13 protein-coding genes are annotated in these 15,988 nt (G+C 62.7%); 10 read left to right on the top strand and 3 right to left on the bottom strand.

Features of this window, described 5'->3' with window-relative positions; genetic code table 11:
• The first annotated feature begins 178 nt into the window (after positions 1–178).
• Complete coding sequence (locus B0E51_RS10235) at positions 179–2,404, top strand: NADP-dependent isocitrate dehydrogenase (RefSeq protein WP_077444809.1); 2,226 nt, start codon at positions 179–181, stop codon at positions 2,402–2,404.
• Between the two features lie 178 nt (positions 2,405–2,582).
• Positions 2,583–3,671 carry a TraB/GumN family protein gene (locus B0E51_RS10240; protein ID WP_077444810.1) on the top strand — a complete coding sequence of 363 codons (1,089 nt, stop codon included), beginning with the start codon at positions 2,583–2,585 and terminating at the stop codon, positions 3,669–3,671.
• Here B0E51_RS10240 and B0E51_RS10245 read toward each other — a convergent pair whose 3' ends face one another.
• Together B0E51_RS10245 and B0E51_RS10250 are read right to left on the bottom strand one after the other, a co-directional pair.
• On the bottom strand, positions 3,672–4,619 hold the full coding sequence (locus tag B0E51_RS10245; protein WP_077444811.1) for an aldo/keto reductase: 948 nt from the start codon (positions 4,617–4,619) through the stop codon (positions 3,672–3,674).
• A gap of 104 nt (positions 4,620–4,723) precedes the next feature.
• Positions 4,724–4,903 (bottom strand): hypothetical protein, encoded by a 180-nt coding sequence (locus B0E51_RS10250; protein ID WP_077444812.1) that lies wholly within the window; start codon positions 4,901–4,903, stop codon positions 4,724–4,726.
• A 107-nt stretch (positions 4,904–5,010) separates the two neighbouring features.
• Between B0E51_RS10250 and B0E51_RS10255 the strand changes: the two genes are divergently transcribed.
• The 5 genes from B0E51_RS10255 (at position 5,011) to B0E51_RS10275 (ending at position 9,447) form a co-directional block, all read left to right on the top strand.
• A complete protein-coding gene (locus tag B0E51_RS10255; RefSeq protein ID WP_077444813.1) occupies positions 5,011–5,931 on the top strand; it encodes a LysR substrate-binding domain-containing protein in 921 nt (306 codons plus the stop codon).
• A 71-nt stretch (positions 5,932–6,002) separates the two neighbouring features.
• Positions 6,003–7,115 carry an S-(hydroxymethyl)glutathione dehydrogenase/class III alcohol dehydrogenase gene (locus B0E51_RS10260; RefSeq protein WP_077444814.1) on the top strand — a complete coding sequence of 371 codons (1,113 nt, stop codon included), beginning with the start codon at positions 6,003–6,005 and terminating at the stop codon, positions 7,113–7,115.
• A gap of 102 nt (positions 7,116–7,217) precedes the next feature.
• Positions 7,218–7,880 (top strand): NYN domain-containing protein, encoded by a 663-nt coding sequence (locus B0E51_RS10265; RefSeq protein WP_077444815.1) that lies wholly within the window; start codon positions 7,218–7,220, stop codon positions 7,878–7,880.
• A 77-nt stretch (positions 7,881–7,957) separates the two neighbouring features.
• Positions 7,958–8,887 carry a methyltransferase gene (locus B0E51_RS10270; protein ID WP_217333098.1) on the top strand — a complete coding sequence of 310 codons (930 nt, stop codon included), beginning with the start codon at positions 7,958–7,960 and terminating at the stop codon, positions 8,885–8,887.
• Positions 8,888–8,910: 23 nt separating this feature from the next.
• Complete coding sequence (locus tag B0E51_RS10275; protein ID WP_077444816.1) at positions 8,911–9,447, top strand: pseudouridine synthase; 537 nt, start codon at positions 8,911–8,913, stop codon at positions 9,445–9,447.
• A 19-nt stretch (positions 9,448–9,466) separates the two neighbouring features.
• Here B0E51_RS10275 and B0E51_RS10280 read toward each other — a convergent pair whose 3' ends face one another.
• The gene (locus tag B0E51_RS10280) at positions 9,467–10,264 is read right to left on the bottom strand and encodes a TatD family hydrolase (RefSeq protein ID WP_077444817.1); all 798 of its coding nucleotides are present in this window, start codon (positions 10,262–10,264) and stop codon (positions 9,467–9,469) included.
• 488 nt (positions 10,265–10,752) lie between these two features.
• On the opposite strand from B0E51_RS10280, the gene B0E51_RS10285 reads away from it, so the two are divergent.
• The 3 genes from B0E51_RS10285 to B0E51_RS10295 all read left to right on the top strand — a co-directional run bounded on the left by B0E51_RS10285 (position 10,753) and on the right by B0E51_RS10295 (position 15,814).
• Positions 10,753–11,199, top strand: a complete 447-nt coding sequence (locus B0E51_RS10285; protein ID WP_143525875.1) for a hypothetical protein — start codon at positions 10,753–10,755, stop codon at positions 11,197–11,199.
• On the top strand, positions 11,196–13,217 hold the full coding sequence (locus B0E51_RS10290; RefSeq protein WP_077444819.1) for a PA domain-containing protein: 2,022 nt from the start codon (positions 11,196–11,198) through the stop codon (positions 13,215–13,217). Before B0E51_RS10285 ends, B0E51_RS10290 begins: the two co-directional genes overlap by 4 nt.
• Before the next feature lie 581 nt (positions 13,218–13,798).
• Positions 13,799–15,814 (top strand): S8 family serine peptidase, encoded by a 2,016-nt coding sequence (locus tag B0E51_RS10295; RefSeq protein ID WP_077444820.1) that lies wholly within the window; start codon positions 13,799–13,801, stop codon positions 15,812–15,814.
• The last annotated feature ends 174 nt before the right edge of the window (positions 15,815–15,988 follow it).

Raw genomic sequence — 15,988 nt, forward strand, 5'->3', positions numbered from 1 at the left:
TCCCCGCCCCGACGAAAACGCGACAATGGGAGGCTTCCATGAACTCCGGTCAACCCTGCTGGAGTGGCTTCGGATGATGCCGGGCATTGCAGACATGGTGCGCCATGCGGTCTGGCGCGGCATCAGGCGGCAGCCCTCCATCCCTGAAATGCGCTAGCCAACGAGGTCAATGCAGACAATGTCCACCACGCCAACGATCATCTACACGCTGACCGATGAAGCCCCGTTCCTGGCCACGCAATCGCTGCTGCCGATCATCGATGCCTTCACCAGCACCGCGGGCATCAAGGTGGAGACGCGTGACATCTCGCTGGCCGGACGGATCATCGCGCTGTTCCCGGAATTTCTTCAGGACGATCAGAAAATCGCCGATGACCTGGCAGAGCTGGGCCAGCTCGCCACCACGCCGGAAGCGAACATCATCAAGCTGCCGAATATCAGCGCCTCGATGCCCCAGCTGAAGGCGGCGATCAAGGAACTGCAGCAGCACGGTTACGCGCTGCCGGATTATCCGGATGAGCCGAAGGACGCGTCGGAAAAGGACGTCAAGGCGCGCTATGACCGGGTCAAGGGCAGTGCAGTGAACCCGGTGCTGCGCGAGGGCAATTCCGATCGTCGCGCACCGGCCTCGGTCAAGAACTATGCCCGCAAGCACCCGCACAAGATGGGCGCATGGAGTCAGGATTCGAAGACCCATGTGTCGCACATGGAGTCAGGTGACTTCTATGGCACCGAGAAATCCGCACTGATCGCGCGGGCCGGCAACGTCAGCATCGAGTGGTTCGGCAAGGACGGCAGCCACACCGTGCTGAAGCCGAAGACTGCCTTGCTGGCCGGCGAGATCATCGACGCCGCGGTGATGAGCAAGCGCGCGCTGGCCAGCTTCATCGACGCGCAGATTGCGGACGCGAAGCAGCAGGGCGTGCTGTTCTCCGTGCATCTGAAGGCGACCATGATGAAGGTCTCCGACCCGATCATGTTCGGTGTGGTGATCAGCGAGTTCTACCGCGACGTGCTGGCGAAGCACGCGGCGGTGCTGAAGCAGGTCGGCTTCAATCCGAACAACGGCATCGGCGACCTGTATGCGCGCATCGCCTTGTTGCCGGACGCGCAGCAGGCACAGATCAAGGCCGATATCGACGCGGAGTACGCGCAGCGTCCGGGTCTGGCGATGGTCAATTCCGACAAGGGCATCACCAGCCTGCACGTGTCCAGCGACGTGATCATCGATGCATCGATGCCGGCGATGATCCGCGACTCCGGCAAGATGTGGAATGCCGAAGGCAAGTTGCAGGACATCAAGGCGGTGATTCCGGATCGCTCTTACGCCGACGTCTATCAGGTGGTGATCGACGATTGCAAGGCGCACGGCGCGTACGATCCGGCGACCATGGGCAGCGTGCCGAACGTGGGCCTGATGGCGCAGGCGGCCGAGGAGTACGGCTCGCACGACAAGACCTTCCAGATTGCCGCCGATGGTGCGGTGAAGGTGCTCGACGAAGCCGGCGCCGTGCTGTTGCAGCACGATGTCGAGGCGGGCGATATCTGGCGCATGTGCCAGACCAAGGATGCACCGATCCAGGACTGGGTGAAGCTGGCGGTGAGCCGTGCGAGGCATACCCCGGCGGTGTTCTGGCTGGATGCCGCGCGCGCACATGATGCGCAGGTGATCGCCAAGGTCGAGCACTACCTGAAGGATTACGACATCAGCGGTCTGGACATCCGCATCCTGACGCCGGTGGAGGCGACGAAGTTCTCGCTGGAACGCATCCGCCAGGGGCTGGATACGATTTCCGTCACCGGCAACGTGCTGCGCGACTACCTGACCGATCTGTTCCCGATCATGGAGCTGGGTACCAGCGCCAAGATGCTCTCGATCGTGCCGCTGATGGCGGGCGGTGGCCTGTTCGAAACCGGTGCGGGAGGTTCCGCGCCCAAGCACGTCCAGCAGTTCCTGGAAGAGAACTATCTGCGCTGGGATTCGCTGGGCGAGTTTCTCGCCATGGCGGCCTCGCTCGAGCATCTCGGCAGCCGCTACGACAATGTCGATGCCGGTGTACTGGCGAAAACGCTTGACCAGGCCAATGGCAAATTCCTGAACAACAACAAGTCGCCGTCGCGCAAGGTGGGCGAGCTGGACAACCGCGGCAGTCATTTCTACCTGGCGCTGTACTGGGCGCAGGCGCTGGCGATGCAGGATACGCATGCCGCGTTGAAGGCAAGGTTCGTCCCGCTGGCCAGGGCGCTGGAGGAGAACGAGGCGAAGATCATCGACGAACTCACCCGGGTACAAGGCCAGCCGGTGGACATCGGCGGCTACTACCATCCGGATCTCACCCGGGTCAGTCAGGCGATGCGCCCTAGTGCGACCTTCAATGCTGCCTTGGCGACGCTTTCGGCCTGAGGCGAGTCGTGCCGATATGGTCACCATACGGGTGACGAAAGCAGGGAAACGGGGCGTCTTGTGGCGCCCCGTTTTCATTTTGCGGGTGGTGCATGTGCGTGTCTGCCTGCCGTCGGCAACGTGCGGGTCAGGAATGCCCTGCCACAATGACTGCAGTTGAGAGAGTGGAGTCATCCGGATGCGTCTGTCGCCTGTTGCCTTGCTGTTCGCGCTGAGTGGCTTTGCGCCGTTGTTCGCGCAATCGACAGCGGCCCCTGCGTCATCGGCGGCGGTGCAGCCGGATGCGGCCGAGCTGGCGACCGTGGTCGTCAGTGGTGCGATGCCTGGCCCGGGCATGTGGAAGGTATCCAGGGGCAATCATGTGATGTGGGTGCTGGGCACCTTGTCACCGTTGCCGCGGAACATGCAATGGCAGTCGCGGGATGTGGCACAGGTCATCAGCAAGTCGCAACAGGTGCTGTTGTCACCGAGCATCAAGTTGAAGGTGAATGCGGGTTTTTTCGGGAAGCTCTTCCTGCTGCCTTCGGCGTATAGCGCACGCAAGAACGACAATGGCGAGACGTTGCAGCAGATCCTGCCTGCGCCGCTATATGCACGCTGGGAGGTACTCAAGCAGAAGTATCTTGGCAACGGCGACGCCGTCGAGCGCTGGCGGCCGATCTTTGCAGCGGAGGAGCTGCACAACAAGGCGATCAAGGCCAACGGCCTGAGCAAGTCCGGCGAGATCAATGCCACCGTGGAAGCGCTGGCCAAGCAATACGGTGTGGAGCAGACCGCCGTGAAATACCAGGTAGTCATCGAGCAGCCGCGTGCGGCGATCAGGACCTTCAAGAGTTCCGGTCTGGGCAGCGTGGCCTGTTTCAGCCACACGCTCGACAGCATCGAGCAGGACATGCCTGCGATAAAGGCGCGCGCGAACGCCTGGGCCACCGGCGACATGCAGGCCTTGCGCCAGCTGCCCGACAGCGATCGCCATGATGCCTGTGTTTCCGAGGTCACCAGCGCGGACTTTGCACACCAACTCGGGCTCAACGACATACCGGACCGGCTCAAGGCGGTGTGGCTTGCCGCTGCGCGTGCGGCGCTGAATCGCAACACGCAGACCTTCGCCATGCTGCCGATGCGCGAACTGTTGTTGCCAACGGGCTATCTCGCCCAGCTCAAGGCCCAGGGTTATGCGGTGGAGTCACCGGAAGAGCAGGAGGCAGATCCCGCCACGGACAGCAGTACCAGCGCCCCTGCGAATGCTGGTAGCTCGCCGGAGTGATCAGTCGGCGCTGGCCAGATCCAGCTGCGCGATCTCGTCGTGGCTCAGTTGCAATCGAACGGCGCCGAGCAGTTCGTGCAGCTGTTCCACGCTGGTGGCGCTGGCGATCGGCGCGGTGATGCCCGGTCGCGCGATCAACCATGCCAACGCGACTTGTGCCGGCGTGGCGTGTTGGGCAGCGGCAATGGCGTCGAGCGCGGCGAGCACCTGCAGGCCATGCGGGTTCAGGTACTTTTTCACCGCACCGCCGCGCGCATTGCTCCTGGCCAGATCGGCTTCGCTGCGGTATTTGCCGGTGAGGAAGCCGCTGGCCAGCGCGTAGTAGCTGATCACGCCGATGTTCTCCGCACGGATCAGCGGCTCCAGTTCCTTTTCGTAGCCATCGCGACTGACCAGGTTGTATTCCGGCTGCATGCTTTCGTAACGTGGCAGGCCATGCTGCTTCGATACCGCCAGCGCATCGGCAAAGCGTGCGGCGCCGTAGTTGGATGCGCCGATCACGCGCACCTTGCCGGCTTCGATCAGTCGCGCGAACGCACCCAGCGTTTCGGCCAGCGGCACGCTGGCATCGTCCTCATGCGCCTGGTACAGGTCGATGTGGTCGGTCTGCAAACGCTGCAGCGAGCCGTCTACCGCCTGCAGGATATTCACCGGCGACAGGCCGGGATGCTCCGCCCACTTCGCCACCTTGGTGGCGATCACTACCTGGTCGCGCTTGCCGCTCTGCTTCAACCAGCGACCGATGATGGTCTCCGACTCGCCGCCGCGGTTGCCCGGTACCCGGGCCGAATACACGTCGGCGGTATCGATCAGGTTGCCGCCGGCATCGACGAACGCATCGAGCAGTTCGAACGAACGCTTTTCGTCGGCGCTCCACCCGAACACGTTGCCGCCGAAGGCGAGCGGAGCGACGGACAACGACGATTTGCCAAGTGGACGCTTCTGCACGGGACACCTCGGATGATCGGGAGCAGCAAGCATGCACGTGTCCGGGCAAAAGGAACGTGATGTATCCGGAGGTGGTTGCGTGCCGGACCCTGGTCGGGGGCGGCTCAGCGCGGCCCGACGAGTCGCGGCCAGATGGATGCGCAGCACATCGGCGCGATTGACTTGAGCTTCCTGACGACAGTTTTGCGCCGATCCGGCTCGGTGCGCGTATCGGGCCGCCAGGCCAGATCGGTATGGCTGATGTGACCATGCAGGGACAGCAGATCTTTCCAGAGCGAGTTCATGGGGAGACTCCGGGGAAGCGCAGTGGCTTGTGGTGTACTCAAGATACGCGTGCAGCAGGGCGCCAAAAAGCGATATATTCGCAAGCCAGACTTGAGGAAAATTCAAGATGGGAAAGCTGCCGCTGGGCCTGCTGCAACAGTTCGTGCTGGTCGCCCGGCTGGGCAATCTGTCGCGCGCGGCGACGCAGGCGAATCTCACCGTCAGCGCGCTCAGCCACCAGATGCGCCAGCTGGAAGAGCGGCTGGAGCGGCGCCTGTTCGAACGCGGACCGCGCGGCGTGACACTGACCGTCGAAGGTTGCAGCCTGCTCGAGGCAGTGGGCGAACATTTCGACGGCATCGAACATGCGCTGTCGCGCTATCACCAGCGCCGCCACGACGCGCTCACGCTCAGCGCCAGCCCCGGCATCATCTCGAGCTGGCTGATGCCGCGGTTGCCGCGGCTGGTTGCCGTGCATCCTGATCTGGAGCTCAGCCTGCAGTCGAGTTCGGTCCTGGTGAATTTCGAGCGTGAGCCGGTCGACGTCGGCTTGCGCTATGGACGTGGCAACTGGCCCGGCGTGCACAGCGAGCAGCTGTTCGGCGAATGGATTGCGCCGGTCGCCGCGCCTGCCCTGATGGCGCGGATGGAAGGTGTCGATCCCCATGACCTGTCGCGCTGGCCGTTGCTCGGGGAGCCGAGCTCCTCCACGCGCTGGAGCGACTGGTTCGGCTGTACCGGCGGCACGCCACCGGCGCGTTATGTGGCGCAGTTCGACAGTCTCGACGCGTTGCGCCATGCGGCGCTGGAGGGGCTTGGTGTGGCACTGGGACGGATGGTGACGTCGAAGTCGCTGATCGATGCCGGGCGATTGCAGGTGTTGGGCAAAAACTACCTGGCGGTGAAGGAGGCGTACTGGCTGGTTTATCCGCCACGCTCGCAGGAGCATCGCGGCCTCCAGCTGTTCCGCGAATGGCTGCTGGCCGAGGCGGACGACTACCGCCGGCAGATGTCGGCGTTTCGACCCGACGACACGGCAGTGGGCTGATGCGGTTTCGCAAAGCAGGCGGACACGTCATCATCATGAGTCGTTGCAGATCCGTCGCCAGGAGTTGATCCATGAAGTCACGTGCCGCCGTTGCCTGGGAAGCCGGCAAGCCACTCACGATCGAGCATGTCGATGTCGCGGGGCCAAAGGCTGGCGAAGTGCTGGTGCGCATCGTCGCGACCGGCGTCTGCCACACCGATGCGTTTACCCTGTCCGGTGCCGATCCGGAAGGCATGTTCCCGGTGATCCTCGGGCACGAGGGTGGCGGCATCGTCGAGGAAGTCGGCGAAGGTGTCACCTCGCTCAAGCTCGGCGATCACGTGATCCCGCTGTACACGCCCGAATGCGGCGAGTGCAAGTTCTGCCGGTCCGGCAAGACCAACCTGTGCCAGAAGATCCGCGTCACTCAGGGCAACGGCCTGATGCCGGACGGCACCTCGCGCTTCTCGCTCAACGGCCAACCGCTGCTGCATTATATGGGCACCAGCACGTTCAGCGAATACACCGTGCTGCCGGAGATCTCGCTGGCGAAGATCAATCCGGCCGCGCCGCTGGAGAAGGTGTGTCTGCTGGGTTGCGGCATCACCACCGGCATTGGAGCCGTGCTCAACACGGCGAAGGTCGAGCCCGGTGCGTCGGTAGCGGTATTCGGCTTGGGCGGCATCGGCCTGTCGGTGGTGCAGGGTGCGGTGATGGCGAAGGCAGGGCGCATCGTGGTGGTCGATACCAACCCGGCGAAGTTCGAGATGGCCAGGTTGCTCGGCGCCACCGACTGCATCAATCCCAAGGATTATCCGGACACGCCGATCCAGCAGGTGATCGTGGATCTCACCGACGGTGGTGTCGACTATTCGTTCGAATGCATCGGCAATGTGCATGTGATGCGCGCGGCGTTGGAGTGTTGCCACAAGGGCTGGGGCGAGTCGGTCATCATCGGTGTGGCCGGCGCGGGGCAGGAAATCAGCACGCGGCCGTTCCAGCTGGTCACGGGGCGCGTGTGGCGCGGCTCCGCGTTCGGCGGCGTGAAAGGCCGCTCGCAGCTGCCCGGCTATGTCGATCGCTACATGGCTGGCGAGATCCGCATCGACGAGATGATCACCGAGGTGCTGCCGTTGGAGCGCATCAACGAGGCATTCGAGCTGATGCACGCGGGCAAGGTGATCCGTTCGGTGATTCGCTACTGACAGGAGCTGCCGAAGCTCTAGAATAAGCACGCGCCGCCAGCCCCATTCTGCTGGTGGCGTTCATCCCGCTTCGCCATGCCAGCACATCCATAAGGTTGCCCAATGAACCGCACCGCCATTCTCGTCGACGGCGCTTTTTTTCTTGCCCGCTACCGCAAGGTCTACGGCGAGCGTGATGCAGGTGACGCGCGCACGGTGGCGAAAACCGTATTCAGCATGGCGCTGGAGCATCTGAAGGCGGTCGACCGACCGCGCGAATCGCTGTATCGCATCTTCTTCTACGATTGCCCGCCACTGGAGAAGAGCTTCATCAAGCCGGTCAGCGGCGACAGCATCGACTTCGGCCGCACCGGTCCTGCCGCGTTCCGGCGCGAGCTGCACGATCAGCTGCGCCGCCAACGCAAGATGGCGCTCAGACTGGGTCGGCTGGCCGAACGAGGGGAATGGCAGCTCAAGCGCAATGCCTATCAGCAACTGCGCGACGGCAATCTGCATTGGGACGATCTCGGCGACGAACATTTCGAGCCGGACATGCGCCAGACCCAGGTCGACATGAAGATCGGCATCGACATTGCGGCGCTGACCTACAAGAAACTGGTTGACCAGATCATCCTGATCGCCGGCGACGCGGATTTCATTCCGGCGGCGAAATTGGCGCGCTACGAGGGCATCGATTTCATCCTCGACCCGATGTGGCAGGGCATCGCGCCGGATCTGCACGAACACATCGACGGTCTGCAGTCGGTCTGTCCGCGACCGTTTTGAAGCTTCCACCGGATCTGCACACCGCTGTCGTCAGTATGATGTCTAGTCGGAATGGTCAGCAAGCCAAGGAGTCAACGATGAATCGCGGAACACAAGCGGCAAACGTGGGTCTGGCATTGGCAGTCGCACTGCTCGGTCTTTGCCTGGCCCGATCTGGCGCGGTGGCTGCGCAAATCGTGCCGGCTGCATCGGTCGAGTCGGATCAGCCGGCCAACGAACTGGTGCCGCCGACCAGTGCCAGCGATTTCACCTCCGCCCAATTGGACAGCGTGCTGGCCGGCAGCTGGCGTTCGGCTCCGAACCGTGCCCGTGATGTGTATCGCCATCCCAAGGCCACTTTGCAGTTTTTCGGCATCCGGCCGGATCAGACGGTGATCGAGATCACTCCCGGTGGTGGCTGGTACAGCGAGATCCTGGCCCCGTTGTTGCACGACAACGGACATTATGTGGCTGCGGTGCAGGCGCCTGCCGGCGATGGCGAAGCGAAGCGCGACAATGGCGGGCTTCGCGCGAAATTTGCCGCCGATCAGGCCGAGTATGGCAAGGCAAAGATTGTCGAGTTCGATCCAAAGGCGCCGGTGCTCGGTGCGCCTGGTTCGGCTGATCTGGTGCTGACCTTCCGCAACGTGCACAACTGGGTGATGGCTGATACCGCACCGGCGATGTTCAAGGCGTTCTTCGCGGTGCTGCGGCCCGGTGGCGTGCTTGGCGTGGTCGATCATCGCGCGGATGACAGCGCCTCGCTGGCAACAGTGAAGCAGAGCGGCTATCTGCCGACCCGCTACGTGGTAAAGCTGGCTGCCGAGGCAGGCTTCACGCTGGACGAGAGCAGCGAGATCAACGCCAACCCGAAGGACACCAAGGACTATCCGAAGGGCGTGTGGACGTTGCCGCCCACGCTCACGCTGGGTGAGCAGGACAAGGCCAAATATCTGGCGATCGGCGAATCCGACCGGATGACCCTGCGCTTCGTGAAGCCGTCGACGCCGGCTGCTACGACGCCCTGAGGCAACTGGCGCCGCGTACCGTCATGCTGATCGCCCTGAACAAGCCGTACGGCGTGCTGTGCCAGTTCACCGATGCGGGTGGCCGCCGAACGCTGGCCGAGTTCGTCAGGCAAAAGGACGTCTATGCGGCTGGTCGTCTGGATCATGACAGCGAAGGTCTGCTGCTGTTGACGGATGATGGCCGCCTGGCGCATCGACTGACCGATCCGCGTCACAAGCAGACCAAGACTTATCTTGTGCAGGTCGATGGCGGGATCGACGAGATGGCGCTGTCGGTACTGCGTCGCGGTGTGCCGCTGAACGATGGTCCGACTTTGCCTGCGACTGCCGAGCCTGCCGCTGAGCCGGACTGGCTGTGGCCGCGTGATCCGCCGGTGCGTTTCCGCAAGAGCATTCCCACCAGCTGGTTGAGCCTCACTATTCGCGAAGGCCGCAATCGCCAGGTGCGGCGGATGACTGCCGCAGTCGGCTTTCCGACCCTGCGACTGATACGCGTGTGTATTGGCGAGCATGCACTGGGTGGCCTGGCGCCCGGCGAGATACGTACTCTCTTGCCCTAGAAGCGCACAGGGTGCTTTCCTACATGGTTGCTGACAGACTGAAAAATGCCTCGGCAGTCGCGGTGCTGTTCGCTGCAGTGATTTCCACCGGTTCGCCGCGATCGCGGGCGACCTCCTCGCAGATGTGTTTCAGATACATCGGCTCATTGCGCCGGTGCGCCGGCTGCGGGCGCACCGTGCGTGGCAGCAGATACGGCGCATCGGTTTCGATCATCAGCCGGTTGGCCGGGATCTCGCGTACGAGTTCGCGCAGATGGGTGCCGCGGCGTTCGTCGCAGATCCAGCCGGTGATGCCGATATGGCAGTCCAGCGCGAGATAGTCGCGTAGCGCTTCGCCGGTATCGGTAAAGCAATGCACCACGGCCGCCGGCACCTTGTCGCGATAGCGCCGCAGCAGTGCAATGAAATCCCCGTGCGCATCACGCTGATGCAGGAATAGCGGTTTCTGCGCATCCACCGCAATCTGCAGCTGACGTTCGAAAACCTGCAACTGCACCTCGCGTGGCGAGTAGTTGCGGTTGTAGTCCAGCCCGGTCTCGCCGACCGCACGCACGGCAGGATCCCGGGCCAGTTCGCGCAGCACGGCATCGGTGGCGTCGTCGTAGTCGATTGCGTGATGCGGATGCACCCCGGCAGTCGCATACAACGTGCCCGGATGGGTTTTGGCCAGAGCCAGGGCGTGCCTGCTGCCGTCACGCGAAGCGCCGGTGACGATCATCTGGCTAACGCCATGCGTACGCGCACGTTGCAGCACGGCATCGAAATCGTGGTGGAACGACTCGTGGCTGAGATTGGCGCCGATATCGAGTAACAGCATGGTTTCAGGTCATGACCGGGCAGCCGATTTTCGCAGACGCATGCCTTTGCGCAAGCGCGCATCCCTCTTGCGGCGCAACAGAGTGTCGATAGACAGCCACAAGAAATTGCGTTGACGCACGCAAGAAATTGCTGATAGCTTCGATGACACGGTTCGCAGATTTCGGAATCGCGATTCGGATGGGCCGGGAGCCAGAACATCGACGGCGGTGCAGACGAGTCTGCGCCGGGGCAGATCGTCGACCTCATGGCAGGTCGGGATGTACGGAGGTCGGGACGTGGGTGTGGCAGAGCGGGCCGTGAGGCGACCTCGACACATTCGGGGCAACGGCTATCGCTGACGTGCACGGCGCAACGGGCGCCGGTTCGCGCATGGCGTACTCACGCAAACCAGAAGCTCAAGTCGACGCAATTCAGGGGCGTAGGAGGAGTGCGCCCTGATTTTTGGTGCCGGTTGACGGCGCTTTTCAACGGGAGGGTTTTGCATTGATGAAGAACGTAATGACTCAGGCGGCGGCTGTGATGCTGATCGGCCTGTTCGCCAGTGTGGCGATAGCGGCAGACAAGAAGCCGGCACAGCCGGCGCAGCAGGTGACGGCTTCCGGCGGTTCCATGCAGGTGGCCTTCTTTGATCCGGTCACCAAACAGCTGCGTGCGCCGACGCCCGAAGAAGCGGCGGCATTCGCCAAGTCGGTTGAGCTCAACCGCCAGCGCCAGGCCCTGCTGCCCAGCACCAGTGGTCGGCCGCGCAATGAGCAAGAGGCACTGAAGACACTGCGCAAGGTGCGTGTGAACGGTGTCGAGCTGGAGCTGATGGATACCCCGGAGAGTGAAATGAGCAACGTGGTCGGCAAGCGTGATGCGCAAGGCCAACTTGTGGCCGTGCATCCGGGCGACAGCGTGCAGCATGCCGGCGTCGCGGAGGTGATCCAATGATCCGTCGCAGCAAGCTTTTCAGTGCCTTGATGATGGCGGGCCTGCTCGGTGTGGGCGGCGGCGCGGTAGCGGCCGACATCCAGATCATCAACAAGGACAAGGCCGGCATCGGCCTCAACGATACGACGCCAGCCACACCGGTCGGCGGCAACCAGGGCACTACCCGTGGTGAGCAGGCACGTATCGTCTTCACCTTCGCCGCCAATATGTGGGGCGCCGTGCTCAAGAGCACCGTGCCTGTTCAGGTCGATGCCAATTTCGGCGCTCTGCAGTGCGATGCCAACGGTACCGTGCTCGGTTCAACCGGCACGCTGGGCTATGCCAACTTTACCGATGCCAATACCTTGCCGGCAGGTGCGAAGTTGAACCTGTGGTACTCGGGCGCCCTGACGAACGCGTTTCTGGGCAGCGATGCAACACCGGCACAGTCGGACATGAGCATGTCGTTCAACGGCGCCTTGGGCACCGCTACTTGCCTGCCGGATTCGGGCTGGTACTTCGGCCTCGACGGCAAGACGCCTGCCGGCAAGTCCAACCTGCTCAACGTGATGTTGCACGAGATGGGGCACGGTCTGGGCTTTGCCGGTCGTACCACGCTCACCAGCGGCGCGCTTTCCGGCAGCAAGAACGACATCTATTCGTCTTACGTCTACGACAACACCAACAACAAGTATTGGGGTGATCTGAGCAATGCGCAGCGCAAGGTGTCTGCGCTGGCCGATGGCAAGCTCGTCTTCCGCGGCCCCAACGTCATGGCGGAGGCACCACTGGCGCTGGGTGCGCCGCCGGTGCTGAAGGCAAATACGCCGGCAGGTTCCGTAGGCGAGTTCGAGTACGCGGTGGCCGCGTTTGGTCCGGTACCGACCGCGCAGAACTTCGCCGGCACGGTCGTCGTGGGAGTCTCGGGCGCCGATTCGCAAGGTTGCACCGCACTCGACAATGCAGCGGATATTGCAGGACATGTCGCGATCGTCGATCGTGGCACCTGCAGTTTTCAGCTGAAGTCGGTCAACGCCCAGGCTGCCGGCGCCACGGCGGTGATCCTGGCCAACAACACGACAGGCGTCTTGACCCCGGGTGCTGATGCGGCATACGCCGATCCAGTCATCCCGACGGTGCTGATCAGCCAGGCCGACGGCGCCAGCCTCAAGCAGCACGCTGCGGATGCGTCCGTGAGTCTCGGCTTCGGCAACGGCTTGGCCGGCACGGATGCAGTGGGTGCCGTGATGATCTATGCGCCGACGACACTGGCCTCGGGTTCGTCGTTCTCGCATTACGACACACGTCTGTCGCCGAATGCGTTGATGGAGTACGCCGAGAGTTCGGATCTGAAGGGTCACATCAATCTCGACCTCACCCCGGCGCTGTTCAAGGACGAGGGCTGGCAGCTCAACGAAACCGGACAGATGCTGTTGACCTGCAATACCGGCGTACCGACCTGGATTCCGGGCGGCATCGTGATCGGCGCCAACGTGTATGCCAATGCCAAGGCGATTGCCGCTGCGGCCGCCCATTTCGGGATTTACCGCACGTCGATGTTGGCCTATGCGGCCGATCTTGCCGCTCAGCAACTGATCTCGGCGCCGCAGGCCAGCAGCCTGAATGCCTGCCTCAGCGATGCCGAGTTGCACAAGCAGTTCAATGCCTGGGGCAACGGCGTGGATGATCCGACCGTTCCGACAGGGCCGGTCGCGATCGAGCTGACCAATGCAATTGCGCTCGGTGGTCAGTCCGGTACTGCAGGTGGTGCGAGCCTCTACAAGCTGGAGGTGCCGGCGGGCGCGCTCGCGCTGACCTTGCGTACCCTTGGCGGTACCGGCGACGTGTCGCTGTTCGTGAAGATCGGTGCCGAACCGAGCGAGACCAGCAACGACTTCAAGTCAGTCCATGCAGGCACCAACAGCGAGTCGGTTGCGATCGCCAGGCCGGTGGCAGGGACTTACTACGTCAAGGTGGTCGGGGTGACGGCGTTCTCGGGTGTCACGGTGCAGGGCAGCTACACCAAGACGGTGCAGTAAGTCAGATCGTCGTGGCGAACGCGTTGCGCTGATGCAGGAACGGAAGCTCTTGCATCAGCGCAATCTGCAACAGGCACTCAAGCAGGTACGGGTGTATCGCGCACGACCTGTCGGGGTCATAGGCGCGTGACCTCGCGCTACTTCGCACTGATCCCGTCGCTGTGAATCAGCAGATGGATGCCATTCGCACGCGCACGTTGCGACACGGCATCGATTTCCTGCGAGGCGATCTGTGTGCGGGCGGATGCCGATATTCAACAGCTGTCTGATTACCGCGTGCATCAAAGATCTTCACTGCCACCACTCGTGAACTCGAAGCGTCGTGCCTGGCGTCGCGCTGCAACATTTCGATAGCACAGCGCCTTCAGCAAAATCATGCGGTAAATCGCAATTTCCAATTGACCTTCGCGAAAAGCGGATGCTAGATTCGCAAGACTATGCGATCACATGACGTGATTCGCAAGAAATGACGTATGCACTTCTCAGTGAACGTCAGGGCGTGGAACGGGGGTTTCACGCGGCAGGGTTTCCATCGACATGCTCGCGGAAAAGCCAATCATCAAAATCGGGGATCTATCGCAATGGTGAATAGTTTGGGGATCAAGGGGCTGCTGGCAGCCTCCATCGCAATCACTTTTTCTGTCTCGGCCTTTGCAGGCGATGTAACTCCGGTGGCATCCGCCAGCCCGGGGCTGGTCGCGAAATTCAATGTCAGCGCGTTGCGTACTGAAGGAAGCTACGATCGCTTCATCGTCAGGTATCGCACGGATTCCACTGAGCAGGGCAACCAGGCGGCCGCCGTGCAGAACATCAAGGCGGCTGTCGGGCGTGCGGCACTGAACCACGTCACGCTGTCGAGCAACGTGCCCGCCGTGAGCTACCAGCGAAAACTCGCGACCGGTGCCGATCTGGTGACCACCTCGCGCAAGCTGAGCCAGGCCGAGGCCGCTGCACTCATCCAGTCCATTGCGGCTGATCCGGCAGTGGCCTATGTCGCCCCGGACGTGCTCCGTCATGCCGTACGTGACATCCCGGCGTCTGACACCGTGCAGCCGACTGCCTTCACCCCGAACGACCCAAACTTCGCGAAGTATCAAACGGATTATCTGCCGGGTGACGGCACGTTGACGACGACGAACAAGGTTGCCAACTATGGCGGCGCCAACGTCACGGGCGCCTGGGATCTCGCCGATGGCACCGGCGTCACCATTGCGATACTCGATACCGGCATCGTCAAGCATGCCGACATCAATACCTCGCTGGGCGATGCTGGCTACGATTTCATCATTGATTCCTTCGTGTCCGGACGTACCTCCGATGGCCGCGTAGCCGGTGGCTGGGATCTGGGCGACTGGACCACGGGCACCAAGTACAAGGCGACCAACGGTGGCTGTGTGGATGCCAACAACCCGGCCGAAAACAGCTCCTGGCATGGCAGCCACGTGGCCAGTGCCAGTGGTGCCGAATACACCAACAACAGTGCTGGCATGGCGGGCATTGCCTACAAGGCCAAGGTAGTCCCGGTCCGCGTGCTGGGCCACTGCGGTGGCTACGACAGCGACATCAATGACGCCATCGTATGGGCGGCGGGCGGTCATGTGGACGGGATTCCGGACAATCCGAATCCGGCGCAGGTGATCAACATGAGCCTGGGTGGCGAAGGTGCATGCTCGGCTGAAGACGATGCCGCCATCGCGATTGCCAAGGCCAATGCCCTGGGTGCCTCGGTGGTGGTGGCAGCCGGCAACGATGGCGATGACGTTGCCAACAGTTCACCAGCAAGTTGCCCGGGTGCGATCACGATCGCTGCGACCGGTGTGACCAGCAGGCTTACCTTTTATTCCAACTACAACATCCCGGGCGAGAATGTCGTGACACTCGGCGCGTTCGGTGGCGGCGTCTATCCAGATGATGCGGCAACCGGCGCCCAGTTGAATCCGGAAGGCTTCGCCTGGCAGGCCATCAACACGGGCACAACCACACCAAAGGCCAGCCCGGGTGGCGATACCTACGGTGGCATGGCAGGTACGTCGCAGGCCACGCCGCATGTCACCGGTACGGTGGCGCTGATGCAGAGCGCACGTATCGGCGCAGGCCTGCGTCTGCTGACGCCGGCTGAAGTGCGCAGCATCCTGCAGGCGACGGCTCGTATCCCCAACGTGACCCCGGATGCGGCCAAGACCTTCGGTGCCGGCATTCTGGATGCAGGTGCTGCCGTGGCTGCTGCTGCGACTTATGGCACCGGTGGTGATGGCGGTGGCAATCAGGACAGCTCCATCCCGCTCGCCAATGGCGTCACGTTGACGGGTCAGTCCGGAGCGGCCGGTTCCAGCACCGTCTACAAGCTGGATGTGCCGGCGGGTTCACTTGCATTGACTCTGCGTACCCTTGGTGGCACAGGCAACGTATCCATCTACGTCAAGGCGGGTTCCGCCGGCAGTGCCAGCAACTACGACTTCAAGTCGTCGGCAAGCTCCGGCAATGCCGAGTCGGTGGCGATCTCGCGCCCGGTGGCTGCAACCTACTACGTCACGGTGGTGGGTGAATCCGCTTACAGCGGAGTGAGTGTGCTCGGCAGCTACGTCGTGGCCAAGTAAGCCTCTTCGTCACGGCAAACCCGGGACTCCGCCCGTCTGGGCGGAGTCCCGCATGGTCCAACTGACCAGATACCAATGGCGAGGTTGGCAGCTGCGCCTGTGCACCGTCAGGTCAGGCAGTCCAGACATGCAGGTTTGCGTCATGCACATCACGAAGACCTGTCCGGTGACAGG

The organism is Rhodanobacter sp. C05 (assembly GCF_002001165.1).
Classification (GTDB): Bacteria; Pseudomonadota; Gammaproteobacteria; order Xanthomonadales; family Rhodanobacteraceae; genus Rhodanobacter.